The organism is Bacillus salipaludis, assembly GCF_030938565.1.
Classification (GTDB): Bacteria; Bacillota; Bacilli; order Bacillales; family Cytobacillaceae; genus Neobacillus; species Neobacillus salipaludis_A.
Map to the genome: position 1 here is coordinate 3281351 of NZ_JAVGVR010000001.1, position 25556 is coordinate 3306906.

General features: G+C 37.3%; 23 protein-coding genes and 2 pseudogenes. 13 read left to right on the plus strand and 12 right to left on the minus strand.

Annotated features, from left to right (window positions below):
* Positions 1 to 144 precede the first annotated feature (144 nt).
* Both iadA and RCG21_RS16365 read right to left on the minus strand, forming a co-directional pair.
* Positions 145 to 1317: a beta-aspartyl-peptidase gene (iadA, locus tag RCG21_RS16360; protein ID WP_308913395.1), complete on the minus strand. Its 1173-nt coding sequence runs from the start codon at positions 1315 to 1317 to the stop codon at positions 145 to 147.
* A gap of 37 nt (positions 1318 to 1354) precedes the next feature.
* On the minus strand, positions 1355 to 2776 hold the full coding sequence (locus RCG21_RS16365) for a YfcC family protein (protein WP_308913396.1): 1422 nt from the start codon (positions 2774 to 2776) through the stop codon (positions 1355 to 1357).
* Positions 2777 to 3048: 272 nt separating this feature from the next.
* Here RCG21_RS16365 and RCG21_RS16370 point away from each other — a divergent pair, with 272 nt between their 5' ends.
* The gene (locus tag RCG21_RS16370; protein ID WP_308913397.1) at positions 3049 to 5094 is read left to right on the plus strand and encodes a sigma-54 interaction domain-containing protein; all 2046 of its coding nucleotides are present in this window, start codon (positions 3049 to 3051) and stop codon (positions 5092 to 5094) included.
* 749 nt (positions 5095 to 5843) lie between these two features.
* Here RCG21_RS16370 and RCG21_RS16375 read toward each other — a convergent pair.
* A complete protein-coding gene (locus RCG21_RS16375; RefSeq protein ID WP_133340743.1) occupies positions 5844 to 6971 on the minus strand; it encodes an IS110 family RNA-guided transposase in 1128 nt (375 codons plus the stop codon).
* A gap of 348 nt (positions 6972 to 7319) precedes the next feature.
* Here RCG21_RS16375 and RCG21_RS16380 point away from each other — a divergent pair, with 348 nt between their 5' ends.
* From RCG21_RS16380 to RCG21_RS16390, 4 genes and pseudogenes are all read left to right on the plus strand, one after another.
* Positions 7320 to 8777 carry a multicopper oxidase family protein gene (locus RCG21_RS16380; protein WP_308913398.1) on the plus strand — a complete coding sequence of 486 codons (1458 nt, stop codon included), beginning with the start codon at positions 7320 to 7322 and terminating at the stop codon, positions 8775 to 8777.
* 174 nt (positions 8778 to 8951) lie between these two features.
* A pseudogene (locus RCG21_RS33550) lies at positions 8952 to 9026 on the plus strand (hypothetical protein); the annotation flags it as partial.
* Between the two features lie 185 nt (positions 9027 to 9211).
* On the plus strand, positions 9212 to 10027 hold the full coding sequence (locus tag RCG21_RS16385; RefSeq protein WP_308913399.1) for a class I SAM-dependent methyltransferase: 816 nt from the start codon (positions 9212 to 9214) through the stop codon (positions 10025 to 10027).
* A 320-nt stretch (positions 10028 to 10347) separates the two neighbouring features.
* A protein-coding gene (locus RCG21_RS16390; RefSeq protein ID WP_308912891.1) for an IS3 family transposase occupies positions 10348 to 11678 on the plus strand; the annotation gives its coding sequence in 2 pieces (ribosomal slippage) (positions 10348 to 10720 and positions 10720 to 11678; 1332 coding nt in all).
* Between the two features lie 60 nt (positions 11679 to 11738).
* On the opposite strand, the gene RCG21_RS16395 is transcribed toward RCG21_RS16390, so the two are convergent.
* Positions 11739 to 12743 carry a DUF3231 family protein gene (locus RCG21_RS16395; protein ID WP_133340649.1) on the minus strand — a complete coding sequence of 335 codons (1005 nt, stop codon included), beginning with the start codon at positions 12741 to 12743 and terminating at the stop codon, positions 11739 to 11741.
* An 828-nt stretch (positions 12744 to 13571) separates the two neighbouring features.
* Between RCG21_RS16395 and ltrA the strand changes: the two genes are divergently transcribed.
* Positions 13572 to 15005, plus strand: a complete 1434-nt coding sequence (gene ltrA / locus RCG21_RS16400) for a group II intron reverse transcriptase/maturase (protein WP_133340727.1) — start codon at positions 13572 to 13574, stop codon at positions 15003 to 15005.
* 270 nt (positions 15006 to 15275) lie between these two features.
* Here ltrA and RCG21_RS16405 read toward each other — a convergent pair whose 3' ends face one another.
* On the minus strand, positions 15276 to 15485 hold the full coding sequence (locus RCG21_RS16405; protein WP_133340177.1) for a hypothetical protein: 210 nt from the start codon (positions 15483 to 15485) through the stop codon (positions 15276 to 15278).
* Between the two features lie 83 nt (positions 15486 to 15568).
* Entirely contained in the window at positions 15569 to 15751 is a 183-nt protein-coding gene (locus RCG21_RS16410; RefSeq protein WP_308913400.1) for a hypothetical protein, read from the minus strand.
* Between the two features lie 373 nt (positions 15752 to 16124).
* Between RCG21_RS16410 and RCG21_RS16415 the strand changes: the two genes are divergently transcribed.
* The 6 genes and pseudogenes from RCG21_RS16415 to RCG21_RS16440 all read left to right on the plus strand — a co-directional run bounded on the left by RCG21_RS16415 (position 16125) and on the right by RCG21_RS16440 (position 19098).
* On the plus strand, positions 16125 to 16382 hold the full coding sequence (locus RCG21_RS16415; protein WP_308913401.1) for a hypothetical protein: 258 nt from the start codon (positions 16125 to 16127) through the stop codon (positions 16380 to 16382).
* A 470-nt stretch (positions 16383 to 16852) separates the two neighbouring features.
* Complete coding sequence (locus RCG21_RS16420; RefSeq protein WP_165976420.1) at positions 16853 to 17005, plus strand: hypothetical protein; 153 nt, start codon at positions 16853 to 16855, stop codon at positions 17003 to 17005.
* 156 nt (positions 17006 to 17161) lie between these two features.
* Positions 17162 to 17436, plus strand: a pseudogene (locus RCG21_RS16425) (CPCC family cysteine-rich protein).
* 267 nt (positions 17437 to 17703) lie between these two features.
* Entirely contained in the window at positions 17704 to 18180 is a 477-nt protein-coding gene (locus tag RCG21_RS16430; RefSeq protein ID WP_308913402.1) for a CarD family transcriptional regulator, read from the plus strand.
* Between the two features lie 327 nt (positions 18181 to 18507).
* A complete protein-coding gene (locus tag RCG21_RS16435) occupies positions 18508 to 18705 on the plus strand; it encodes a sporulation protein Cse60 (protein ID WP_133340185.1) in 198 nt (65 codons plus the stop codon).
* 192 nt (positions 18706 to 18897) lie between these two features.
* Positions 18898 to 19098: a cold-shock protein gene (locus tag RCG21_RS16440; protein ID WP_133340187.1), complete on the plus strand. Its 201-nt coding sequence runs from the start codon at positions 18898 to 18900 to the stop codon at positions 19096 to 19098.
* A 735-nt stretch (positions 19099 to 19833) separates the two neighbouring features.
* On the opposite strand, the gene RCG21_RS16445 is transcribed toward RCG21_RS16440, so the two are convergent.
* The 3 genes from RCG21_RS16445 to RCG21_RS16455 all read right to left on the minus strand — a co-directional run bounded on the left by RCG21_RS16445 (position 19834) and on the right by RCG21_RS16455 (position 21285).
* A complete protein-coding gene (locus RCG21_RS16445; protein ID WP_308913403.1) occupies positions 19834 to 20157 on the minus strand; it encodes a hypothetical protein in 324 nt (107 codons plus the stop codon).
* 173 nt (positions 20158 to 20330) lie between these two features.
* The gene (locus RCG21_RS16450; protein ID WP_308913404.1) at positions 20331 to 20789 is read right to left on the minus strand and encodes a DUF3231 family protein; all 459 of its coding nucleotides are present in this window, start codon (positions 20787 to 20789) and stop codon (positions 20331 to 20333) included.
* Between the two features lies 1 nt (position 20790).
* On the minus strand, positions 20791 to 21285 hold the full coding sequence (locus tag RCG21_RS16455) for a DUF3231 family protein (RefSeq protein ID WP_308913405.1): 495 nt from the start codon (positions 21283 to 21285) through the stop codon (positions 20791 to 20793).
* Positions 21286 to 22293: 1008 nt separating this feature from the next.
* Between RCG21_RS16455 and RCG21_RS16460 the strand changes: the two genes are divergently transcribed.
* Positions 22294 to 22914 carry a hypothetical protein gene (locus RCG21_RS16460; protein ID WP_308913406.1) on the plus strand — a complete coding sequence of 207 codons (621 nt, stop codon included), beginning with the start codon at positions 22294 to 22296 and terminating at the stop codon, positions 22912 to 22914.
* A gap of 112 nt (positions 22915 to 23026) precedes the next feature.
* On the opposite strand, the gene RCG21_RS16465 is transcribed toward RCG21_RS16460, so the two are convergent.
* The 3 genes from RCG21_RS16465 to RCG21_RS16475 form a co-directional block, all read right to left on the minus strand.
* Positions 23027 to 23152 (minus strand): hypothetical protein, encoded by a 126-nt coding sequence (locus tag RCG21_RS16465; RefSeq protein WP_308913407.1) that lies wholly within the window; start codon positions 23150 to 23152, stop codon positions 23027 to 23029.
* Between the two features lie 100 nt (positions 23153 to 23252).
* Positions 23253 to 23444, minus strand: coding sequence for a hypothetical protein (locus tag RCG21_RS16470; protein ID WP_133340193.1), 192 nt, complete (start codon positions 23442 to 23444; stop codon positions 23253 to 23255).
* A gap of 1014 nt (positions 23445 to 24458) precedes the next feature.
* Complete coding sequence (locus RCG21_RS16475; RefSeq protein WP_308913408.1) at positions 24459 to 25313, minus strand: WGR domain-containing protein; 855 nt, start codon at positions 25311 to 25313, stop codon at positions 24459 to 24461.
* Between the last annotated feature and the right edge of the window lie 243 nt (positions 25314 to 25556).

Below are 25556 nucleotides of genomic sequence, written 5' to 3' on the forward strand. Positions count from 1 at the left end.
TGTCAATCGTTTTTTTGTTTTTTTTGTTTTAAATATAAATTTATCCAATGTAGAGAAATCTGGTTTTCTAATAATATTCCAGTAGGAATTCAGGAGTACTGTTCTTTGTAATGTTATCTTTGCTCCAGGACCTTTTTATCTCCCTTATTCAAATGTTCCCTTCACTAATAGAACTTTGTTTTCTACCATAAGTTTTCCTTTTGCAATGACACTGTGAATGTCAAGCGTTTCTTTTTCCAGCAATACGAGATCAGCATCCTTTCCAGTTTGAATGCTGCCCTTGCTTGGAAGCTTTAACGCTTGTGCGGGATTTGTGGTGATAACCTCCAATGCTGTTTCCAGCGGGATGCCTTCCTCTAAAACCGCATCACGTACTTCGTGATATAACGACGATACTTTCCCGACTTGAAGGCCTACATACGCCCCATCACTGTCAAAGAAGGGAAGACTGGCCTGCCCGTCTGACGAGAAGGTGATGTGCCCAACTGGAATCCCTTCTTCAAGCATCCTACGCAATGCCTTGCTGCTCTTCACTTCGCCCTCCTCTAAAAACTGAGGAATGGTACTTGTAGTAAAGTCAACATATCCCCCTCGCTTTGCGTAATCCATTCCCGCCTTGAATAATTCTTCATTTCGGTTGATATGTGTCGGATGGAGCTGCCGAATCGGAATATTGGTTTTATCTGCAATTTCATGCAGCAATGAAAGCTTTTCATCTCCGTCCCCTACATGCACTTCCAATATGCCAGCTTTTCCTGACAGAATACCGCCATTGCGTGCCGCAACAGCGACTTTAGCCAGTTCCTCAAATGTGGGTTCTGATGATCTATGGTCAGAAATTGCAATCTCTCCAACACCGATAATTTTGTCGATTAAAATAATATCGTCTTCGATTTTTTCCGTCAGTGTTTTTACTGGTACTTGATAGGAGCCTGTATGAATAAAGCAGGTAACACCCTCTTCTTCAAGCGCCCGTGCCTTGGCAAGCAAACTCTCCATTTTTCGCGTTGTTCCGTCCGTACCAAGTAAGCCAACTAGTGTTGTAATACCTGCAGTTGTAATATCAGTGAGCATAAGCTCGGGAGTGCGGGTTTTGAATCCGCCTTCGCCGCCTCCACCAATAATATGAACATGTGAATCGATAAATCCCGGAACAACCAAGTGGTTTGCCGCATCAATGATTTGAATAGGAGCAAAGTTGTCAGGAATCGCAATTCTGTCATCGATAAATGCGATTTTATCGTCTGCAATCAATAGGTCTTTCCGTCCTAGGTAATGGGGTGCGTATACTTCTCCATTTTTGATTAAAGTAAGCATTTCTTTTCTCCTCCTGTTCATGTATTCTTGTCCCCTATTAGAATGGGCCATATCCGATAAAGTAAGCTGTGATGACAGCTATTAATCCGATGAGATATTGAATAAGTACCAGCGGCAGAATCCACCTTGCCCACTTTGTCCAAGAGATACCGGCAATGGCCAAACTTGCCATTAAGGTAGTGGCAGTAGGAAAAATCATATTTCCGATTCCGTCTGCAAAAGAAAAAGACAACACTGCCGTTTGGCGTGTAATATGCAATAGGTCCGCGAGCGGCGCCATAATCGGCATTGTCAGCATTGCATGACCGCTGCCAGACGCTAGAACAAAATGGATAAGCGTCTGGAAGCTATACATACCGGCTACACTTAAATAGCCAGGAAAATGCTTGATGGACTCAGATACTAGATGCAGGAGAGGGTCGATGATATGTCCTTCATTTAATACAACAAGAATTGCACGTGAAACGCCGATGATCAAGGCTCCACCGATTAAGGAAGCAGAACCTTTGGTAAAGGAGTTCACAATATGATCTGCTGACATGTTTCCGATGATTCCAACTACGATGGTCAATATAATGAATAATGCTGCAATTTCTGTAATGTACCATTGGAACTTGATCACACCGAAAGCCAAAACGATATAGTTAAGTAAAAAAGCCCCTAAGATACACTTATGCCTCGCTGTTAACTTCTCATTGGATTGCAGTAGATGGCTCGCTTCTTCCTTTGTATATTTTCCGTAGACGCCTATAGAAGGGTTTTTCTTTACCTTCATTGCGTAACGATAGATAAAAAGAACCGAAACAAGGTAAACAATAACAAATAAAATGAGGCGGTATCCTATGCCTGAAAACATCGGCAATTCTGCGATGCCTTGCGCGATCCCTACTGTGAAGGGATTCATGATGGCAGTCGTAAACCCTGACAATGCCCCGATTATGACAATGGCAGTTCCGGTAATTGCATCAAATCCCAAAGCCAGCGCTAGCGGAATGACAAGAGGAACATAAGCCAGTGTTTCTTCCGCCATCCCCATTAAGGAGCCTCCCGCAGCGAAAACCAGCATCACGACAGGGATTAATAATTTTTCACGCTTTGCTAACTTCCGAGCCAAAGTTGCAATAAGTACGTCAACCGTACCTGTTGCTCTTAATACACCGAAGAATCCTCCGATAATTAACAAGAAAAAGATAATATTGCCCGCCTCTACCATTCCTGTAGGAACAGCTTTTATCATATCGAACAAACCTACTGGTGCCGATTTTAACCACTTAAAAGAGTGGGGGTCTACCGTTGTCCGTCCATTCGCTTCAATCCGGACATATTCCCCTGCAGGCAAAACATAGGTTAATAGAGTTGCAATAGCAAGAATGATGAATAGCAATACAAAAATATTGATTTTTCTCTCTCTTTTCCCCGCTGTTTCGAGCGAAACAGCCTTTTCTTGTGGTTGTCCCATACACAAATCTCCTTTGTAAGTAAAATAAAAGAATCCTACAAAAACGCTTACAATTCGTTTTCTCTGATTGCCTATCTTTTTTTACCTTTCATCCTGTATTTCCACCTACCTTTCAAATCCTCTGGCACTTCGTGCATTTATAGATGCAAAATCTGTGCCAAAATGGGGAGATTGATTCTAAAGAGGATTTATATAATTGGAATCATTTTTATGGTTATATTGGCCTTTTTTGGTGATATAATAGAGCCAATTCAAAGACAGGAAGGGATCTTATGACAAAATCCACACTTACACTTATTGCGGGAAGTGTAAAAACAAAGCAAGCCTTGCATGAACAGCTGGAACAACTGCTTGGAGACTATGTTCACATAAAAAGTCATGCTGCAGATGAAGGGTTACCGCGGTCTCTGGAAGATACCATTATCTTGTGTTCATCAGATGCTGCTTATAATCGAACAAACGGTAGGTATAGCGTGAATGCCGAGAACATAATTGTGGGCAAAAGAACCGTTCATCATGAATACATTGACAAACTTTTAAGAATACCTGAAGGCTCTCCTGTCCTGCTCGTAAATGATGATCATGATGCAACGAACAGTCTTATTGAATCCTTATATCAGCTTGGTATCGACCATATTCAATTTATCCCTTTTCAAAAGGGCACATTGTTTTATAAGGATGTTCAAATTGCTGTTTCACCGGGAGAAACGCATCTGTGCCCCTCTTATATAAAAGAAGTAATCGATATAGGCGTGCGTCTTTTTGATATCACAACCATTTTGAATGTTGTGGAATGCTGCGGTTTGGACAAAGATATAACTTCGAAGATTTCAGAAAGGTATATTAGCAATATCATTGATTTACAACGTAAGCTGTTAGTTGCAGAGTGGGATGCCAACCAGATGAGTGAGCATATCCAAAATGTGTTGGGAACGGTCGATGATGGACTATTGGTCGTGAACCAGGAGGGAAAGATCACAGTATTCAATCATAGTCTAGCGGCATTGTTTCATGTTGTTGCGCAAGATGCGGTTGATAAGAATATAGAACAGGTAATGAATCGCCGTGATATTATCGATTTCATCATGAAAAGCAAGGATGATAGCAAATTCTTCAACATAGACGGCGTGGATGTCGTAATTTTTCGATTGCAAATGACGAAAGAAAATACCATTGTCGCGACCTTCAAAAGTGTTCATCAAGCCTTCGAAATTGAAAAGACAGCGCAAAGGGAACTGCGTAATAAAGGATTTCATACGAAATACGGATTTCATGATATTATTGGCGAACATGATGGAATGAAAGAGCGCAAGCGAATCGCCAAGAAGCTTGCCTTGTCGGAGCATCCGATTTTGATTCAGGGTGAGACCGGAACTGGAAAAGAATTGTTTGCGCATGCGATTCATGAGCACTCATTGCGAAAAGACGGGCCGTTTCTGGCTGTAAACTGCAGCGCCTTAACAGAAAGCCTGCTTGAGAGCGAATTGTTCGGCTATGAAGAAGGGACATTTACAGGGGCACAAAGAGGAGGAAAGAAAGGTCTGTTTGAATTGGCGGATAACGGAACGATCTTTTTGGATGAAATCGGCGACATCAGTCTCACTGTTCAATCCCATCTACTGCGTGTTCTGCAGGAGGGAGAAATTCGCAGAATCGGCGGTGGAAGAATCATACCTATTAATGTTCGAGTGATTACCGCAACAAATAAAGATCTTCAAGGAAAGATGCGGGACGGTACCTTCAGATCAGACTTGTTTTACCGGCTGAATGTACTTAATCTCTATATTCCGCCACTCATGGAGAGAAGATCGGATGTTCCACTTTTGATGAAACATTTCATTACAAAGAGCGGGAAGTGGGTAAAAGTTGAGCAAAACGTCTTAGAGTTTTTCATGCAATATGAATGGCCTGGAAATATACGGGAACTAAAAAGCACCATTGATTACATGCTGACGGTTTGTGAGGGAAATGTCGTGACGAAAAGAGACCTTCCGTCCATGCTGACACAGGCTGGAGACAGCGTGACGCACGAATATTCCGCATGTGAAAGTATGCTGGAAATGCAGGAGCGCGCTTTTATATTGGAAGTAATCAAGCAATGCAACGAAAAAGGAAAAGCGGCAAGCAGAGAATTGATTTCATACCAAAGCCAAGAATCGGACTTTACCTTGTCCCCTCATCAGATCCGTCGCCGATTAGATATTTTAGAAAGCGAGGGATTTGTCGTCAAAGGTAGAGGACGGGCTGGCACGAAGATAACAGCTGCCGGAAAGGAGTATTTACACTTTCTTAAGTCAAAGCGTTCAGAGTGGTGCTAAAGAAATTGAAGGAAGGTACTTAAAGTAACGGGGCAGGTTTGTTGAAGAAGCATCTGGGCAAAATACCTACCAAATTTAAAGGTAGGTGTTTCTTATTGAAGAAAAAACTCTATGTAATTTTCTGTGTCTTGTTTTTTATAAATAATACTGCTGTTTTTGCAAAGCATTCCACAAGAAAATAGGACAGGTTTCTTTTTTACTAAGGTAAAATGAAAATAAGTATATAACTCGCTACTTTTCACTAACGGGTGCTTAAGTTTAAGACAAGAGCTGTCATCGTGGCAGCTCTTTCTTGTTGAACTGATATGAACGAAACTGTCAACCCACCACACCCAAATGTTTTTATTTAGCGTTTTATTCAGTATGAATAGAGTTATTCCTTGTTCAACTTATAGACCAAATATCCTTTCGGATCTAGCTTGTCAAGGGCGCACTTTCCCTTGATAAGCTAAATCTGAAAGGGATACAATACAGAAAGTTGAACAGGATAACCTTAAAAACTTGGCACGAAGGCAAAAACTCTGACGGTGATATACAAACTGATATGCGTGGGTTGGGTACCACATTTCACTCCATCCGTCACGGAGCTGCCTCGGACTAAAGGCGCACGTTCAGTTCTAGACCTAGTGCATAGTTCAACATGAGGGTTCTCCTTCACGGGAATTTGCCTTCGAGCCAAATCTTCAATTTCCAACCAAAAAGTTATTACTTCATAAGAAAACTCCATTAATTTATTACTTTCAATCTACTTAAGCAATATTCAATCTACTTACTTGTTTATCTTCAATACAACAAGCGATAGCCCAGATAAAGCCAAGTAATTCTCTAGCAACGGCAACAACAGCTACTTTTCCACCTTTTCCTTTAGCAGAGATTCGATGATATTTCATATGAAGACGGTGTTGAGCTTTCCAAGCTATACGTTTTGCCTCTGGATCTTGACCTTCTTGACGTTTTAGCAATTCACCTTTAACAGATGGGCGATGACGATAAGACCAACAAACTTCTACTATGGAACGTCGAATTTGTGAGTTTCCTGTTTTCGTAATCGAACCTTGCCAACGACTTGATCCACTAGAGTATTCTTTAGGAACAAGTCCAGCATAGGACATCAATTGTCTTGGGTTAGAAAAACGAGAAAACTGTCCAATTTCAGCTACCAAGGTAACGGCAGTTACTTCCGCAACTCCTCTTAATGTTTGGAGTGCTTGAATAACGGGGGCGTGTTCACTTTGAAGTGCTTCTTCATGGATTTGATCTTCAATTCGTTTCATACGATCTTCTACTTCATTGATTGTATGAAGATACTCTTGAAAAACAATACGTTGTGCAGCTCTTTTAAATGTTAAGCGTTTTAACCATTCACGATGTTTTACAGACCAATTTCGAACTCCTTGCGGAGGACGTATATCATGGCGAAGTAAGAAGTGAATAAGTCTCTGACGAGAACTTTGTAAATCTTCACGAGCATCATGACGAGCACGAATTAAGTCTCTCAATGCTTCATGATCTTCATCTGGAACCCATACAGAAGTAAGCTCTCCCGCACGTAGTAACTGAGCTAATCTAATAGAATCTCTTTTATCTGTTTTCACGCGATCGCCAGATCGCTTTGGGATAAGAGAGGGTGCCACAACCAAACATTCAATTTCCATTGAAAGAAGTAAACGATAAATTCCATATCCAGTAGAACCAGCTTCATAACATACTAATAGGTTGTCAGGATTTCCTAACTTTTTCATTAGTTTGCGAATGTCTTCTGGCTTATTTTGGATAGTTCCATGAAATCTTGGTTCACCACGACCTGGATCAGCAATAGCAACAGCAATTGTATCTTTAGATACGTCTAAACCAACAAATTTTTGTACATCCTTCATATTAAACGGCTCCTTTTCGTGTGTAGCTCTACACTTGGTTTATTTTTGGGTAGTAACATTATGACCAAGTGCAACCTACGTTAAGCGATGGGAGCCGTTTCGTTCATTATGACTAAAGGGGCAGGATAGTTGAAGAGGCACTGATAAAATTTAAACTCTCAGAACTTATAAAGGACATTTAAAAAAACTGTTATTTTCGTAGTGTACAAAACTTACAACTTTTAGACGTGACTCCACGTGTCAATATTACGCCAGATATCATTTCATTTATAGGAGAAAAATGCCGGTCTCTCCATAATTTCTGCACAACTGTCCTGTATGCTTAAAGTGAAAGGATGGGTTGAAAATATGAGGAAAATAGCATTAGCAAGTATTATTGTAAGTTTGGGCTTACTAGGGGCCTGCAGCCAAGGAACTAGTAACGATATGAAAGGAATGGATCACTCTTCAATGGATATGAGCCATGAATCCGTTACAGAATTAAAAAGCAGTCTTGGAAAAAATGAATTATCTTTTCCAAAAATATTAAAGCCAGATCGAGAGGATAACAAATCCATTTCCTATACTATTCGAGCTCAACAAGGCATATCTGAAATATTTGACGGAATTAAAACAAAAACATATGGCTATAATGGAGATTTTTTAGGACCAGTGATTCGAGTAGAAAAGGGAATGAAGGTCACAATCCATTTAGTGAATGATTTAAAAGAAGATACTACTTTCCATTGGCATGGTCTTGAAGTACCTGGTAACGTGGATGGGGGTCCACATAAAGTGTTGAAACCTGGCGAATCTGAAACAATTCAATTTATCGTTAAGCAGAATGCAGCTACACTCTGGTTTCATCCACACCCAATGCATGAAACTGGAAATCAAGTATTTAAAGGCTTAGCAGGCTTGCTTTATATCGATGATAAGAATAGTGAAAAATTAGATATTCCAAAAACTTATGGAAAAGATGATTTACCAATTATTCTACAAGATAAAATATTTACTGATGATAAACAACTTGATTATGACAAAGTCATGAATGAAGATGGGACAACAGGAGACACACTTTTGATCAATGGGGTTGTCGATCCAAAACTAACACTAGATCGCAAAAAAGTTCGCTTACGTATTTTAAATGGTTCCAATATGAGAAATTACAAGCTACACTTTGATAATAATATGGAATTTCAACAAATTGCTAGTGATGGTGGTTTCTTAAATAAGGCAAACACAACAAAAGAGATTGCAGTTGCCCCCTCTGAACGAGTCGAAGTTATCGCCGATTTAACAAAAGTTAAAGGAGATGTTGTTACACTTATAAATGAAGACAATACAACGATTTTGCCAATTCATTTAAAAGAATCAACAAATAATTCCAAAACAACAGAAACTGCAATGGCATTAAATAACCTCGAAATTTCTACCGAAGTAAAGAATAAAAAGGTCACAAAAACAATCAAATTGGCTGGCATGGGAAAAGATGTGACAATTAATAATAAAAAGTTTGATCCAAATCGAATCGATTTTACACAGAAACAAAATGAAACCGAAGTATGGGAAATCGAAAATATGAAAGATTCAATGGGAGGCATGAACCATCCATTCCATATTCACGGCACACAATTCCAAGTTATATCGATTGATGGAAAAGAGCCTCCAGAAAATTTATCTGGTTTAAAAGATACCATTTCCCTAAAACCTGGACAAAAGGCAAAAATTGCTGTTAAGTTCACAGAAAAAGGTGTTTACATGTTCCATTGTCATATTCTAGAACATGAAGATAATGGAATGATGGGACAAATTAAGGTGGATTAATTGTCTAATTGTGGAATTAAAACAAAGTTTGATAATTAATAAAACTTTGTTTAAAATCCTGTTTAAATTTAAACCGGATTTTTCTTTTGTGTTCTTGTGGATGTTGAAAACTTCAGAATGTTACTCAGCTAAAGAGCGCGATTATGGAAGATTCGGCTCTCTAAATAAAATGAAGGAACTTGGCTGTTCCATTGCGATGAACTCCATCATGCTGAGGGTGGTATGGTTAGTTTGGTAAAATACAACTAAGATTAATGTGAAAAAGGGGAGGGCAAATTCGTAAAGATTTTGTTCTTTCCTTTTTTACATTTAAAAAATTAATAAGTATTTGAAGTGGGCAAATTAACGATATTTAAGAACTCATAAAATTTTTTTCTGAAATCCTTCACATACTATAGGGGGGTATAGTATAATATAAGTGTGGAGGCGATAGAATGAATGAAAATATAAATCATGATTGCCACCTTCTTCAAGCTAAAACTGCTATTGTTGTTCGGAACGGAATTGAAAAAGAAGTTCCCCTGGATAAGATGGACAATAAAGAAATGATGAAAAGCTTAGACATGCCTGAAAGGAAAGAGGCTCTGCCTCCTGAAAAGTTATTGCAATTACTCCCAATTAAAGAAAAGGACATCCTTTTAGATTTAGGTGCTGGAACTGGATATTTCTCTATCCCTGCAGCAAAAATGACTAAAGGAACAGTGTACGCACTTGATTTAGAACCAGAAATGTTAGCTGAACTGCAATCGCGTATAGATCTACAAGGGAGTGTAAATATTCAATTAATTGAAGGTTCTATTGAGGATATTCCATTGTCTTTTGATACAATCGATGGAGTCATTGCTTCCCTTGTTTTACATTATGTCAATCCTGTTTCTAGGGTGTTAAATAAAATCCGACGTGTATTAAAGCCAGGGGGATATCTTTTATGCTTCGAATGGGAAAAAAAGGAGAGCTCGTTAGGCCCACCACTTCATAAAAGAATATCATCATCAGATATGGAAAAAGCAATTGTGGAATCAGGGTTAACTATAATAAAACGTGTTTTTCCAAAAGACTTCTTGTATATCTTTATTGCTAAAAAAATGACTCTCATTAATAGTAACTTGAACCCTACGAAGGGAAAACATCTTGTTTCGTACCATATAAGGACAGAACAAGGTGTGGATATTGTCGTATACGTTGACCATAAACTTGGTGCAACGATTGAATTTTGGCTGGAAGAAGACAGAAAAGTAGCGGAAATTTGATTAGATGACACATAAGTAAATTAGAAATTAACAATGGAGGTAGCTGTGGCACCTCTTTTTATATTTCAGAGTTAGTTTGTGAAGGATTGTACTTAAACAAACGGGTGCAAGAGTTTAAGATCTGAGCGGTCATTTTGACAGCTTTTCTTTTTGTGCTAACTGAGCAGTTTAGTGGAATAAGGATTTTCTAAAAATAAAATGCCCGACCGATTTTAAAATGTACCCTATAGAGTAGACACTTAAAAAAAGTGCTTTCTATAGGGTACTTTTTTTATATAATTTAATAACACAACTAGAGACATACTGGAGACGGAGAAATCATGAGTAAAAAGACTTTTACAGAGAAAGAAATCGCTATACTATCTAAGAATCCATATATACAATCTGTTAGTTCAAAAGGAATTACATACTCTGATGAGTTTAAGCAACACTTTATCTCAGAGTTCAATAAGGGGAAATTCTCGAGACAAATATTTGAAGAAGCAGGGTTTGACGTTGATATTATCGGGATACAAAGAATTAAATCAGCTTCAGAACGTTGGAGGAATGCCTTTAAGAAGGCTGGGGTATTGGGACTTAATGACACTAGGAAAGAAAGTTCTGGTAGACCACGTGTAACGGAGTTATCCCTTGAGGAGAAATATGCCAGGTTAGAAGCTCAAATGAATCTCTTAAAGGCAGAGAATGAACTCCTAAAAAAGATCCGCATGCTAGAAAGGGGGCTGGTGAAGTAAAACTCCCTGCTAGTCAAAAATATATCCTCATTCGGTACGTCATTGAGAAATACAACTTGAAGCACATGGTGAGTTTCCTTTGTGAGGCAGCTAATGTTTCACGAAGCGGGTATTATAATTATTTCTCTCAGAAGTCCGTAGAACAGAGAAAACGGCAAGATGCAAAGGATGAAGAATCAAAAGCGTTGATATTAAAGGCCTTTCACTTTAAAGGTAAAATGAAAGGGGCACGTCAAATTAAAATGACATTGGCGGGCCAATTTCAGTGTGTCTTCAATTTGAAGAAGATCCGTAGAATCATGAAAAAATATGATATTGTCTGCCCAATCAGGAAAGCAAATCCATACCGAAGAATGATGAAAGCCACTCAGGAACACAGAGTGGTTCCTAACCTATTAAACCGTCAATTCAAACAAGATGCACCAGGTAAAGTACTGCTCACGGACATCACATACCTAAACTACCATAGTGGACAAAGAGCGTACCTGTCTGTGGTTAAAGACGGGTCTACCGGGGAAGTATTGGCGCACTATCTTTCTAATCGCATCACCATGGATTTGGCCACTAACACCTTACTCAAATTAAAGAAGAATCGAAACTTTAAGAAGGCTGAAAATGCTCTTATCCACTCTGATCAAGGGACACATTATACCCATCCCGATTTCCAAAAACTCGTTCGGAAACTAAGGTTACGTCAGTCTATGTCTAGGAGAGGGAACTGTTGGGATAACGCCCCAATCGAATCATTCTTTGGTCATCTGAAAGACGAGGTAAACATAAAAGCGTGTAAGACGTTCGAGGAGCTTCAATGTGAAATAGACAAGTATATCCGCCACTATAACCATACCAGATATCAATGGAACCTAAAAAAGATGACCCCTGTACAATACAGAAATCATCTTCTTCAGGTTGCTTAATCCCTTTTTTCAAAATGTCCTTTACAAAGGGTACATTTTAATTTGGAAGGGAATTTTTTGTTATTTTTGTTTTGCAATTTCTGTTCTATTAGGTGCAAGTGGAGGTTGTTCTAACCAGTTATTTTTCACCATAATATTAAACCAGTTTTTTGTAACCATAAGATTTTGTAAAATAGTGGCCTCATAAGTGGCAACGAGGTCTGTTCGCATTGCTGCTGCCAGACCTGTCCCATGATAGGTTTGTGCTGTTTGAAACAAAAATCCCATGTGATACATTAACAACTTATCAGAAAATGGAGAGTCAGTTGAAATTGTGACTTCAGTTTCCAATGATTTTGGAACTGGTAAGTTATCAGCTTGGAGTATTTTTGTTAATGCTTTTATTTGTCCATCAGCAGTTTTCTCAGATTCAGTTAAAAATTTTCTAACTTCTTTGGATTCCGCCACCTGGCTGAATGCAATAGAAAGGGTTTTAGCCATAATACTTTTTTTCAGGTTAAAAGAAATAGTAATGATTTCTGTAGCAGCAAGAGTCCTACCCCTACCAAAAAGACCGTCTTTGAAATCATTGCTTGTAATATATTGAGGGTGTTCATTTGCATAAAATAATGGGTCTCTCTGAAAAAGTCCTTTATCAAGCAATAACTCAATCGTTTGGTGATACATCTTTTTCGCATCGTTATCACATGAGTCGTAAAAATCCCTTAGGTCTTTTCTGACAGAAATGCTAAATGCAGTGATATGCCCTAATAATCCATGTAAGGTCATTATGTGTAAATAATTCAGGCAGAATGCATCTGAAAACAATCTCTGTTTTCCTAAATAAAGGTCGGTTTCATTAAATCCAATTGGAACAGGAAACCCCTCATTTTCAAAAAAAGTGATAATCTCACTCTTTTGTTTATTGAATGTCTTGAGAGCATCATTAAAAACGGATTTTATTGCTTCATCTTCAATAATTGAGTACATATACCTATTTATTACATCTACCGCTGTTCCGTTTACATACTCACCCCATAAAGAACCAATTTCAGAAGATGTCAATTTTAATTTTTCCGTATCCATATTTTCACCTCCTAAGTATTATTTCCCGAATTCAGAAGTGATATGATTTTCTTAGTTTTAATGTGAGATGAGAGTTTTCTGTATTGCTTTTAATAGTTCTAAGGAGAAATTAGATTGTGAAGAATTGTACTTAAAGTAACGGGTGCAAGAGTTAAACAACGGGGATTGCTGCGGCGATCCTTTTTGTGCGACGGGCAGTCGCATGGAGTGTTGATCTGTCGACACTCTTCTTTTCATTATCTGACAGAGACGTCATCTCGGTGAAACGACTGGTTGATGATGATGATACTGAATCCCAGATGGTGAAAGTCCATCTCCGAGGAGACTGACCTAGCTCGGGAAGCTTAATCTAGGGCAATACCGTGAGGTATTGTCTGAAGGAGATGCGGTAAGTCGAGAGACCCGTAGGCAACTAGATAGACCCTAATGCAATAAGTGTGAAGCACGGCGGCGGGATAAGTTGGCGACTCTTCGAAAAGTGAGGAAGCCCGCTAAAGGGGCATTTTCTTTAGAAGTCAGAGCGAGAAAATGTGACTTATAACGTGGTGGTGCAGGGTATGTCTAGAAGGGAAATGCGATAACCCCGTGAGGTCTCCACCTTACCAAACAGGCAGGGTTCTAGTCTATAAGGGTAATCCGAAATGACGAGGAACGGGTGGAGAAGTCAGACGTTCTCATAGTACGGAAGTAATTCGATGACCATAACATCGAGTGAACGGAAGAGGAACGACCTATGGCTCCAAGCCATTAACTAGGTGTAATGTAAACAATCATGTTACTGCGGTAAAACCGTTTGAATGTACATCAAGGAAAGGCGTGGAATACGCAATGAATCAAGAGTGGAAGTTTAAATTACACAGTGTATATGGGCAGATATTGTTTGACCGAAAATTAACCCAAAGCTTCGAACAAGTTAAAGCAAACAAAGGGGCAGGAGGAATCGACGGAGAAACAATTGAAAGTTATGATGCCAAATTACAAGAAAACATCATGGAACTTCTAAACAAATTGAGAGCAAAGACTTACCAAGCTCAACCAGTCAGAAGAGTATACATACCAAAGAAGAATGGAAAGAAACGTCCTTTAGGTATTCCAACTATCGGGGACCGCATAGTTCAACAAAGTATTGTAAATGTACTACAGCCAAAATTTGAAGATTTGTTGTTTCATAACTGGTCGGTTGGATACAGACCGAATCGAGGGGTACAAAGAGCCCTGCAAATAATCCTCTGGAATATTGAACAAGGATATAACCATATTTACGATTGTGATATAAAAGGTTTCTTTGACAATATACCCCATAATAAACTGATTGGGGTTTTAAAGAAATATGTGTCAGACCGTACGGTCCTGAGTTTGGTTGAACAATGGTTAAAGGCTGGGCACATGGAAGAGGGGAAACTTATCCATTCTGACTATGGCACACCTCAAGGCGGCGTCATCTCACCACTACTTGCAAATGTATACCTTAATGAACTTGACTGGGAGTGGGACTTGAATGGTATTCGATTTGTCAGATATGCAGATGATTTCTTGTTATTTGCTAAATCAAACGAAGAAATCAAGAAGGCGGCTACCTTAACTAAGAATAAGTTAGCTGAGTTGGGACTGGAAATCTCTAAAGAGAAGACCAGAGTTGTCAACTTTGATAAGGACGACTTTGACTTTTTAGGGTTCACATTCCATCATTGGACAAAGAGAAGGAAAGATAATAAACCCTTCTTTAATGTTACACCAAAGGAAGAATCCATCAGGGATTTTCGATTGAAAATCAAGGAAAAGACTAGGAAATCCCTAACTCTTAGCAAAGAAGAATGGATAAATCGGGTAAATCCTATTATTAGAGGTAAGGTAAATTACTATGTGACTATTATCAAAGCGGTAAAAGCAAACGAAGAATACGGACAAAAGAGTCACTGTAGAACTCGATGGATAAGGAAAATTCTTGAGCGAATTGATGGATATATAAGAAAAAGACTGCGTGTTGCGTTAATCCATAAGCACCCAACCCAAAGAAAAGGTATGAGAATGAATACCCTTTGGAATAACGAATTCTTTTTAAAGATTAAACTAATCCCATCCTATTGGCTTTATCTAAATAAAGCCTACGGATACACTATAGAACAATACCTAAGCGATATGAGTAAATCTGCAAAAAGAAGATTCCAATACAAAGTCAAAAGAGCAAAAGAAAAAGGTGAGGAATATTTTACCCCTCATCGCTTACAAAAGATGCAAAATGCCTGGAATGCATCCTCTTGATAAACATTGTAACATTTGGTAAGCCGTATGCCTTAATAGGGCACGTACGGTTTGATAAGGGGGAAGCCTCGAGAGAGGTTTCCCTACTTTCTCTTATTCGACTAAAGAAGCGGGTTAATTTAAGAAAATAGATGTCCAAGGGATTCCATTGGCTCTATGGGTTATGAAGGTTCACAATTTTTAAATCTCATAAAAATTCTATGCACATCTTGGCTTACTGTATAACTTGAAGAATCCTATGGTGAATCACTCCATTAAAAAAGCATCCGATTATTCGGATGCATACTTAATTATTCCATGTAAGTAAACTGAGTATTCTCTCTGTACATATTCTCTTAATTTAATTCTTTTTTCTGTTTCTAATACTCTAACCAATTCTTGAATCTTTTTTTCATTTTCTTTTGTAGTAGGAATCTCTATTGAAAACAAATTACCTCGACTACTATTTAGTAATTTTTTTAATAACTCAACTTTATTCATTGGATAATCCCCTTTATCATCTACTATATTCGACATAAAGGCGATTTTTTCCTTGGAACATCTTATATTGTTTCATGTTTTACCTACTTTCCACTAAAAAAATCTGCTGGTACTATAATCATATCACGCCCTGATATCTTTTCTGTTTCATGATAACCTTCTTCATCAAGCAAACTCAAGTACCAGCTGCTATCTTTATCTTCATTTAACCTATATAACTTATTGGTAAAAACATTTGTATAAAAATCTCCATTTCTTAGCCTCATACTATCCCCCTCTCAAATGTATATAACCTGTATTATGCCCAGGATACTGACTTGAGAGCCATTAGGCATATACAGTCTGAAAATCCTGGATATACAGGGGAAAGAGGTGAAAATCAGCGGTAGGGACAGAGCATGGATAGTTGTATAAACGGAATTTTTCCTTATTCAGCTAAGGGGTGCTTTAATGAAACAAAGCGAAAAATAAAAAGTAAATATGGCTTGGATGAAAACTCCATGCCACTCTTTAGTCAATTATGTTCCTTAGAAATAAAATAGAAGTGGAATCTGTCACCCATATTTCATAACTATTCCAAAAAACACTTTCCAAATAAGATATGCTTAATCCGTATCATAATTTGGGAGGTGCTTTAATTTGTTCAAAATGCAATTTATCAATGCTGACACCCAAGAGATTTTACGAGAAGTTGATTATGAGAACACCAACATAATCAATAGCATAATCGAACAGTTTGAAGAAGAAAGTGTTACAGATACTTTTCTTATGGATAGTCGAATGAGACTTTTGAAGGCTGATTATGTTACATATTCAGTTGTGGGATCTAATGTCTATAAGTTTTTCTTTAAAGTAAAGTTGCATGATGTGCAACCGATGTTAGCGAGAGGAAACTGAGCGTGTTAAGGGTCGTTAATGCGACTCTTTTTTGATTGAACTAATGGGACATTTGTCTTAAATAACTGGTAAAATGAGGGACTGCAATTTATAATCAAATTAGATAAATACAATACACGGGGGTGGAGTTAATGGATACTATTCAAGAAACCATTAAACTAGCTGGTTGGGGCAGAAAAAAAGCAATGGAAAAACAAATAGGGCAGGTTAGCTGAAGAAGGAAAATATGTTAGATAAACAGATTTTGAACGCTTGCTGCTTCGAATAAAATTACCTTCGGATAATTCGTTAAGGGACTCAAAAGGGTAACCTGTTAAGAGAAAAGTCTGCTCCCTTTTTGCAATAAGCCCCTCTCGAGTGAGAAGGGCTATTCTTTATGGTTTAAAAGTAAAAAGTTTGCACGTACTATATTTTTCTACTCCATCATATTATTGGTTGTGGTGATAATCACATTAAGGGAGGAAAAACAAATGCAAATTAATTTAACCGATAGAGAAATGGAACTATTAAGAAGGCTACTTAATACAGAAAGTAAAAATGATCGATGTACAGGTGAACAAGCAGAAATTTACGAAAATATTATAATGAAAATTGATAAAAGAATGAGTTTAAAGAGACTTTAACTGTTTGTATGCCCATCTCAATTTAGAGTAATGGGTTCACTTCAGATGGTTGACCGCTGAGTCGATCCTTTTTTCTTCTTGAACTAAAGGTAGCAAGTTAGTTTAAAAAGCTATGATAAAATTAAAGAAATATTTACATTAAAAAGGTGAAAATAAATGGAAGAGTTTCCCTTCCCTTGTTGTGGTTATAAGACTTTAGAATAGAAACCTCATGGGACCGACAGTATATGTAAAGTTTGTTTTTGGAAGGATGATTATGTTCAAGCAAAAGATTTTGACTATTGGGGCGGTGCAAACGATTTATCCTTGTGAGATAGTCAAAAGAATTTTTTGAAGTTCGAGCAATAGAAGAAAGTTTTATAAAGAATGGTAGAAAACCAACTATTGAAGAAGCAAGGTATATAAATTGGAAAGCATTTGCTGAGAAATAATTATTCCACCTTCAATTAACCTTGGCTTTCCTTTAAGCAAAGGCTATCACTAAAGGTAGCCTTTTTTTATTGTGCTAAGGATGCAGTTTAACAATTTACCTATTTTCTCACTATAAAAAAACAATGGGCGGCGATCCCATTGTTTTTTACACACGACTCAGGAAATAATTTTGTTGACATTAACTAATAACAAATGATAATATAATAAATTTGTTATTTAGGTTTTATGTGGTATACTTAAGATGTTTTATATTTGGAGGTGGTTAGTTGTTTCAAGTTGGTGATTATATTGTTTATCCTATGCAGGGAGCAGGAGTTATTGAAGCAATAGAAATAAAGGAAATTCAAGGTGAGAAACTTCAGTATTTTATAATAAATATGCTAATGAATAAAATGCAAGTTATGATTCCTATTGCAAAAGTACACAAATCACGGATTCGCTTAGTTACCGATATGACTACTCTTGAAAACGTATTGAACATTTTCCATCATGGTCTAACCGATACAACCCTTTCAATGAAAGAAAGATACAAGATTAATACGGCAAAACTTAGAACAGGTAATATCCAAGAAGGAGCTGAAGTTGTACGGGATTTAATGCGGATAAACAAAAATAAATCACTTAATTCAAGTGAAAAGCAGATGCTGGAAAGTGCACGAAAGATGTTTATTAGTGAACTTGGTTTAATTAGAGGTATCACTGAAAATCAGGCAATAGATTTATTAAGCAACAAGGTAGGATAAGTAATTTATTTCAAAGTTTAACTTTCACGCGGTCATTGTGAAAATATCTTAACCACTCAAATCATAATTATTCATATCCTCTTAATTTCTAACATCATTAGAAAGTATAAATTTTTCCTTTTAATTCCATTTTTATTAGATATGTAAAAAAATGTTAATTTTATTTAAAAATTTTATCAACTGGTGCGGTCATACAACTTTTGAATTAATGTGGGGTCACTTAAAGACAACCCTTTTGTTTTAAAAGAGGTTTTTTCTTATGTTTTAAATATTGGTGCTCATAGGAATTTATATTGTACAAATGCTCCATGAAAGGAGAGAGAATAAATGTATGAGGTAAAAGGTTTTCAAAGTACAGACTTCGAAGAACTTATTCGAGTAGTTAATGAGTTTGTTGGCTCATTAGAGGAAGGAAAGCTTATAGATGTTAAATACAATTCTGTTCCTCTTGCTGTAAGCACCCATACAGAGTATGGGGTTTATCCAGATACAAAATATTCTGCAATGATAATATTTAAGAAATAGCAAGCCTCAAAACAGTTTTTGTGTTGGATTTTTTGTCTTCTTGCAATATCTTACAAAAAATGCTATGATTAAATAGAATTATTTTTGTTCGGTGTAAAGGATTTGTATGAGTTTGAACTTTTCGTCTTGATGATCACTGAGAGCAAGGATAGTATTACATTGTGTGTGTTTACACACTAGGAGGTAACAAACATGGAAAAAGGTAAAGTAAAATGGTTTAATGGCGAAAAAGGCTTCGGATTCATCGAACGTGAAGGTGGAGAAGATGTATTCGTTCATTTCTCAGCGATTCAAGGCGAAGGGTACAAAACATTAGAAGAAGGTCAAGAAGTGACTTTTGACCTTGAAAAAGGTCAACGTGGACCTCAAGCAGTTAACGTACACAAAGCTTAATTATAGAATCCTTTAAACAGGCTCTTATAGTAGAGTCTGTTTTTTATTTTTCTTAAAAAACAAAAACCCCACTCACGAATGAGTGGGGAACATGAAAACAGTAAATCAAATGGTAAACTAAGTGTAGCATACAATTAGGGAATCTCCTAATTCGTATAAATTAGAGTGGCTGGAAAGCAGCTTTTTCTCATTTGAAATGAGAAAAAACTACCCAATAATATATATGGATGTTTTTTTCTTAGTTGAGTACAATCCTTGAATATGGAATCTGAAAGCAAATAGGTGTCGCAAAAAAAAAGGCACTTTTGATGCCTTCAAAATTCATAACTGGTTGGCAATTATTATTTGACACTCTATTCTATGGGAAATAGCAAGTAATTCTTGGGCATTAGTCTTGTAGCTATAAAAAAGAAGCAAGGTATTGATGTAATCTCAATGTATGTGGAAGGCTAACCTTGCTCTTAGTTATATTATTTTATTCCATATATTGTGAAAAAATCTGTCCGTTGCTAATCAAGACCTTTTGACAAATGTGTATTACGAAATAAATATGCACTAAATGAGAAGTCCTTGTTCCACTAACGGGTGCTTGAGTTTAACAAAGAGTCGTAGCTACGACTCTTTTTTTCCACTAACGAAGCTGGTTAGTGGATGAATATTCGAATAACAAAGACCATCGCTATGATGCTCTTTGTTTCATTAGAGGGAATAATGATGAATTTTACAAAAATAGAGCTAATGAGTTATATGGTTTCTAATTAGTGTTGCAATATTTTGGTATGTCGTAATTGACCTTTCAATTGGAGTTATAAGATAATTTAAAGCTTGAGATCGTTTTTGCTTAAATCCATTACTAAAATTTAAACAATTAAGTGCTGCATTAGAATTTCGATACACATCTTCTTTATTAATAGTATTTGCATCTCCAGGAACACGCTTTGTTTCCTTGAAAGTGTCAGGAGCAGGTGTTATAAAGCCATCATTATAAGTATATCTAAAAGTAAATTCCATTCCAGAAACTCCTGTTTTATTTCCAAATGCATCGGTTTCTGTCCACATAGAAGGTCCTTCACTAATTTTCCATAAAACACAAGTGCTATTAAGGCTATTATTGATCTTATTTGAGATACTTTCTTTTCTATTAGCGAATAAGTTTTTTCAAAGATATCCCCCCACATTGAGATTTAGTGTTAAAAATAACATCACCATTATTCTGTGCATAAAAATTATATTTATTGATTGTTTGTAATGATTTGAGTACGGTCCTCCATTTGTGGAGGCTCTTCAAACCACCCTTTTTTTATCATAATGTTAATTCCTTCTTCACCGTAGAAAAAGACATCCTTGGCAATTAATGTTGATTGCATTGTTAAATCTCTTCTTAAGCTGAAATATGTCCCAAAACTCATTCCTACAATGGCGAATCCGTTGAGGAAGGCGATACAGTGCATCATCAGTTTGTCAGAAAACGGCGAGACTGTGGATGTAGTGACTGTACTTCCAGAAGTAGCAGAGAAATGAACATTTGCCTTTATAAGCATTTCCTCAAAGGTTTGAATTTGTTTCTTCGCAAGTTCCATCCCTTTTACACAATATTGTTTTACTTCTTTGTCCAGGGCACATTGGGAAAAACCAGTCATCAACTGCAATCCAACATTATTAGATTCAATTCCGTGGTGCAAGATGCCCAATTCAATATCGTTGAAGGACCGTTTTTGGCATCGTTACTTTTGGAGGAAGGGTAAGAATCCCTTTTCTTAGCAAATAAAGAGTAGCTAGTTTATAAATTTTGAGAGTAACCACATTCAGCCCTTCAAATATTGTCATGACATCGACATGGTAAGCCATATTCATACTGATGGTGTATAAGCCCATGCTCATTTCTTTTAAAACGCGAAGGAGCATAATGTCAAACCCGTTGTCGTATAATTTTGGAGCGTCTAAGTTAACATCTTGTTTTGTAAATCCAATCGGAACGGCAATTCCTTGCTGTTCGAAAAGATTTTTCATCAACTCTGTATAAAAACTGACTTCTTGCCAGCATATCCCTAAAAGGTTTCTTGCTTCCTTGTCATCTGCTTTTTCCAAGAAGTATTCCGTAATTCTTAGAATCATTGTTTTTTCCATGTATGTAAGCCAAAGCATTCCAATCTCCGATGCACTTAAAGGACTTTTATCATCTAACATGTGTAACCTCCGCTGTCTTTTTTTATTTTTTACAATATATTGAAATCGATTCATAAATTTCAATTAAAGGTCAGTTACTTCCTTGTTTCATTACACGATTGCCTTTTACAAAATATTGATGGTATGGCTCGGTGATGAAAGCACACGCAAGGTAAAGTAGTAATGCTAATGTACCATTATTACCTTATTATGGGGATTCTTCAAATAAGATTTACTTCCACCAAAGAGTTTGTGAAGGTTTACACTTAAACTAAAGGGTACAAGAGTTACAGATCGAGCTGTCATTAAGGCAGCTTTTCTTATTGCACTAAAGGGGCAGGTTAGTTTAACAAGAAGGTAGTGAATTTTTGACTGTTGCTAATTGCCTTGTGAACACAAGTACAATGAGGAGATACTATACCGCAAATAAAATAACAGCCAAGAATACATCTTACAAATTGGCAAATATCTATACCTTTTTAAACATGGACACATACACTATTTTTGAAACAATTTGAGGCGGAGATATAAAATGGAAAGACAATTCTTTGGTTACGGTATGGGTTATGGTGGCTGTCCTTTCCACGATCATCATGGATTCCATCACGGGTACTGTTGTTAACTTACAAAATGGATTTAACCCTTGGAGCAATATCTTCAGGGGTTTTAAATTGTCTTAAAAGGATTACATAGGTCTTATTATTAAGCTTTGTTAATTAATGTGTTAATTTTTACCGATTATTGAGCTAACGTGTGAAAGAGTAGAAGATCGAGGCTGTCAATGAAGCCGCTTTTTCTTTTTTCAGTTACCATATAATTTTTTTTTCATAATTTATCAGGTGAACAATAATTTATTGAAAGAGGTTGGTTAAATGGTTTTAAAACTTGACATGGAACAATTGCTTTCTGTAGCAAAGGAAAATGGTGTAGTTGATTTTCTTGATAGTAATCCAGTAGAAGTTAAAGCAAAGTTAGGAAAAGGACCTAAGTCAAAAGGTAGCAAAGGTAAAAAAGGCAGCAGCGGGTCCAGTGGCAGTCACGGTAGCAGCGGGTCCAGTGGCAGTCACGGTAGCAGCGGGTCCAGTGGCAGTCACGGTAGCAGCGGGTCCAGCGGCAGTCACGGTAGCAGCGGGTCCAGCGGCAGTCACGGTAGCAGCGGGTCCAGCGGTAGTCACGGTAGCAGCGGGTCCAGCGGCAGTCACGGCAGAAGGAGATCCAGCAGCAGTAGCAGTAGCAGCGGATCCAGCGGCAGTCATGGCAGAAGGAGATCCAGCAGCAGTAGCAGTAGCAGCGGATCCAGCGGCAGTCATGGCAAAAGGAGATCCAGCAGCAGTAGCAGCGGATCCAGCGGCAGTCATGGCAGAAGGAGATCCAGTAGCAGTAGCAGCGGATCCAGCGGCAGTCATGGTAAAAGGAGATCCAGCAGCAGTAGCAGCGGATCCAGCGGCAGTCATTGCAGAAGGAGATCCAGTAGCAGTAGCAGCGGATCCAGCGGCAGTAGCGGTACAAAAGGGAGTAAAGGTTCAAAAGGCAGCAGCGGTTCAAAAGGGAGTAAAGGTTCAAAAGGTAGCAGCGGTTCAAAAGGCAGTAAAGGCAAAAGAGGGGGTAAAAGGTAATAATGGGAATTCAATCCCAGATAAAATTATTTAGTGCAATTAGTCAACTCTTCACCTAATAATTTTTTATAAAGTTAAAACGTTCACTTTAAAACCGATTTCATAAATCGGTTTTTTTGCTTCTTATAAAGTAACGGATGATTTCCTTAAAGCAAAGGCACAAAAAGCCAGCCTTTTTCTTCTTCAACTAAAGTGCCAGGATAGTTTAATAAGAGAAATTTTAGTGGTACATGAACCGCCTTCAGTTTAACTTCAAATGAAAACTTCCCCATAAAAAACTACACCTCCAATTGTTATTTGTGTCAAACAATTGGGGTGCAGTGCAGTTCACGTCCAAGGGGTTTTTAGTTTGCGTACTTCCTAAAATCCCTGTTATGGTAACAAAAAAGAGGTTGGGTATCTAAAAGGAACGGCAAAAGTTGTGTCTTGCGTATGATGATAATGAGGATGGTACCCAATTCCATAAGAAGGATATCCGTATCCCATATGGGTTCCGTAGTAAGGATATGGCATATAGCCTGTTCCATAATAATAAGGCATATAGGATCTCATATCTAAATTCATGTTTTCACCTACTTATTTGAGGGAGTATGTCTAGTCTATTTCATGATATGACCTATAACTAGGAAAGAGCTTATCTTTATTCAAATTAGGTGATTACCTACTATGCACACCTGTACAAGCAGAAAAAAATAGTACAGGATATGGATGACAGATTGTGAAATATTGTACTTAAACTATTGGGTGCTAGAGTTGAATAAGATCAGGTTGCTACGGCAGCCTTTTTTCTTGTTCCACTAACGTGGCAGATTAGTTCAATAAGAACACAGAAAAACATCACCCATATTTAGGGGAAACTTTATTCATATTCCCCTTTATCGTCATCATCATCACATTCGTCAAGCACCAGACTTTTTTATATGAACTTGAAGGAAAACAATATTGGGTAAACCTAGAAGCTATAAGGGATGAGGAACAGGAAAAAAGCCACTCTAAAACCCTAGAATTACTGTTAAATTGCTGGTCTTCTGCATCCCTACAAATACGGACGGCCAAGATATCCACTCAATTGGTTTTATACGGTGTACTGTTCAGGCTGATAAGGGAATTAAAAAGCCGGCTTTCCTCATATCACAGGAAGTCCGGCTTTTTATTAGGGAAAAATGTTATCTTTGGAATTGGTCATATTTACTATATCAGGGCTTGGTTACAGTTTTATGAATGAAAAACAACAGTTTTATTAATGAAGAACAACAGTTAGATTACAGGGACCTCTACTTAAGTTTACTAAATTAAAAATAGCTTCATAACTTTTAAGTACTGATGCCGAAACTTCATTTTGGTACAAAAGACGAACAATTTTTTGAGGCCTTTGTGAAGTTTTTTCTTTATATCCGAACGATCTCCAACCCTGCAAACCTTGGGCCCTGCCCAAACCCGCAAGGGAAGAACCTCCCCTTGCCCCTTATCCATTATTATGATAAGAAAGATAGAAACGTAGTTGGTGGGGATTTCAATAAATGAAGTTTACATGCGAATAGAAAAGGGGGAGGCACAGGAAATCTGAACCTGTGCTTTTTATTCATTAAAATAACGATGAATCATTGTTTGTAAAAGTTCTTGATGGTCATCAAGAAGGTGATGTTTGGTATCGTGGGTATTATCAATTAATCGATTGTATTCTTTTGTTCGAAAATGCAATGTGTTGTGATGACGCTGAGTGGATGTGTATGTGTACTCAAACGAATTTTCTGCTTTTGTTGCCAAATTCAAGCCTTCTAATAAATTCCTCTTTTCAACAAGTTTAGAAAAGTTATTAATGATGAATTGATGATAATCGATTTTATTTCCAAAAAATGTAGGAATAATAGAATAAAATTGATTCGATAAATTATCAAAATCATTAGAACCTGAATGTAACTTTTCTTCTATTTTATCCAATATTTGAAACCCTCTCGCTATTTGGGTATCTGATAGTTTTCCAAGTGGTTCGAGTGGGGAATAGGACGTTCTGGTTTCTTCTTGTTGTTTTTCTTCGATAATGCCTACCATTTTTTCTTTTCCTTTGAGTGAATCCATTGAACTCGTTTTGATTGGGAGTTGAGTCACTGTAGGAATAAAGAAATCATCATCATCGACCAAAATATGTTCATATCCTTTTGCACGTTTTGAAGAAAGAATATGATTAAATTCCTCTTTGGCAGACAACCTACTATTAAAAAATCTTCCTTCTTTGCGAGGATTCCTACCTATACGCCCATATTCTGTATAGATGCGAAAAGGGTAATCCCCATCTCCTTGATGAAATTCTATGATATAGTATTTATTTGAATTTCCCTTTAAAGAAGCATAGTTTAAAACAGCTCTTTGTTCTACGTCTGTAATCAAAAATAGTGGATGATTGGCTGAATGAATAGATATAACTCTCACCATAGTAAATCTCTCCTTCTTAAAAGTATAACCCAAAAAAGGTTTGGTTTAATAAAAAAGTACCTATCTCATATATCTCCAATGTAGCGATTGCCATTTCTTGTGTCTTTAATGAGATATACGCACATCCAAAATTCTAGTTGGTTGAGCGTTCCTTTCTTCCTTTAAGCCCACGTATCTCTCCAAGATAGTTATTATTATTTCTCATCAGATTCTAATGATTTTTTACACTTCATTTACACTCTC

Bases quoted from the DNA above. Each gene is read 5' to 3' on its own strand.
- iadA (WP_308913395.1), bottom strand. From the start codon at position 1,317: ATGCTTACTTTAATCAAAAATGGAGAAGTATACGCACCCCATTACCTA.
- RCG21_RS16365 (WP_308913396.1), bottom strand. From the start codon at position 2,776: ATGGGACAACCACAAGAAAAGGCTGTTTCGCTCGAAACAGCGGGGAAA.
- RCG21_RS16370 (WP_308913397.1), top strand. From the start codon at position 3,049: ATGACAAAATCCACACTTACACTTATTGCGGGAAGTGTAAAAACAAAG.
- RCG21_RS16375 (WP_133340743.1), bottom strand. From the start codon at position 6,971: ATGAAGGATGTACAAAAATTTGTTGGTTTAGACGTATCTAAAGATACA.
- RCG21_RS16380 (WP_308913398.1), top strand. From the start codon at position 7,320: ATGAGGAAAATAGCATTAGCAAGTATTATTGTAAGTTTGGGCTTACTA.
- RCG21_RS16385 (WP_308913399.1), top strand. From the start codon at position 9,212: ATGAATGAAAATATAAATCATGATTGCCACCTTCTTCAAGCTAAAACT.
- RCG21_RS16395 (WP_133340649.1), bottom strand. From the start codon at position 12,743: ATGGATACGGAAAAATTAAAATTGACATCTTCTGAAATTGGTTCTTTA.
- ltrA (WP_133340727.1), top strand. From the start codon at position 13,572: ATGAATCAAGAGTGGAAGTTTAAATTACACAGTGTATATGGGCAGATA.
- RCG21_RS16405 (WP_133340177.1), bottom strand. From the start codon at position 15,485: ATGAATAAAGTTGAGTTATTAAAAAAATTACTAAATAGTAGTCGAGGT.
- RCG21_RS16410 (WP_308913400.1), bottom strand. From the start codon at position 15,751: ATGAGGCTAAGAAATGGAGATTTTTATACAAATGTTTTTACCAATAAG.
- RCG21_RS16420 (WP_165976420.1), top strand. From the start codon at position 16,853: ATGCAAATTAATTTAACCGATAGAGAAATGGAACTATTAAGAAGGCTA.
- RCG21_RS16435 (WP_133340185.1), top strand. From the start codon at position 18,508: ATGTATGAGGTAAAAGGTTTTCAAAGTACAGACTTCGAAGAACTTATT.
- RCG21_RS16440 (WP_133340187.1), top strand. From the start codon at position 18,898: ATGGAAAAAGGTAAAGTAAAATGGTTTAATGGCGAAAAAGGCTTCGGA.
- RCG21_RS16445 (WP_308913403.1), bottom strand. From the start codon at position 20,157: ATGTGGACAGAAACCGATGCATTTGGAAATAAAACAGGAGTTTCTGGA.
- RCG21_RS16455 (WP_308913405.1), bottom strand. From the start codon at position 21,285: ATGTTAGATGATAAAAGTCCTTTAAGTGCATCGGAGATTGGAATGCTT.
- RCG21_RS16465 (WP_308913407.1), bottom strand. From the start codon at position 23,152: ATGGGGAAGTTTTCATTTGAAGTTAAACTGAAGGCGGTTCATGTACCA.
- RCG21_RS16470 (WP_133340193.1), bottom strand. From the start codon at position 23,444: ATGAATTTAGATATGAGATCCTATATGCCTTATTATTATGGAACAGGC.
- RCG21_RS16475 (WP_308913408.1), bottom strand. From the start codon at position 25,313: ATGGTGAGAGTTATATCTATTCATTCAGCCAATCATCCACTATTTTTG.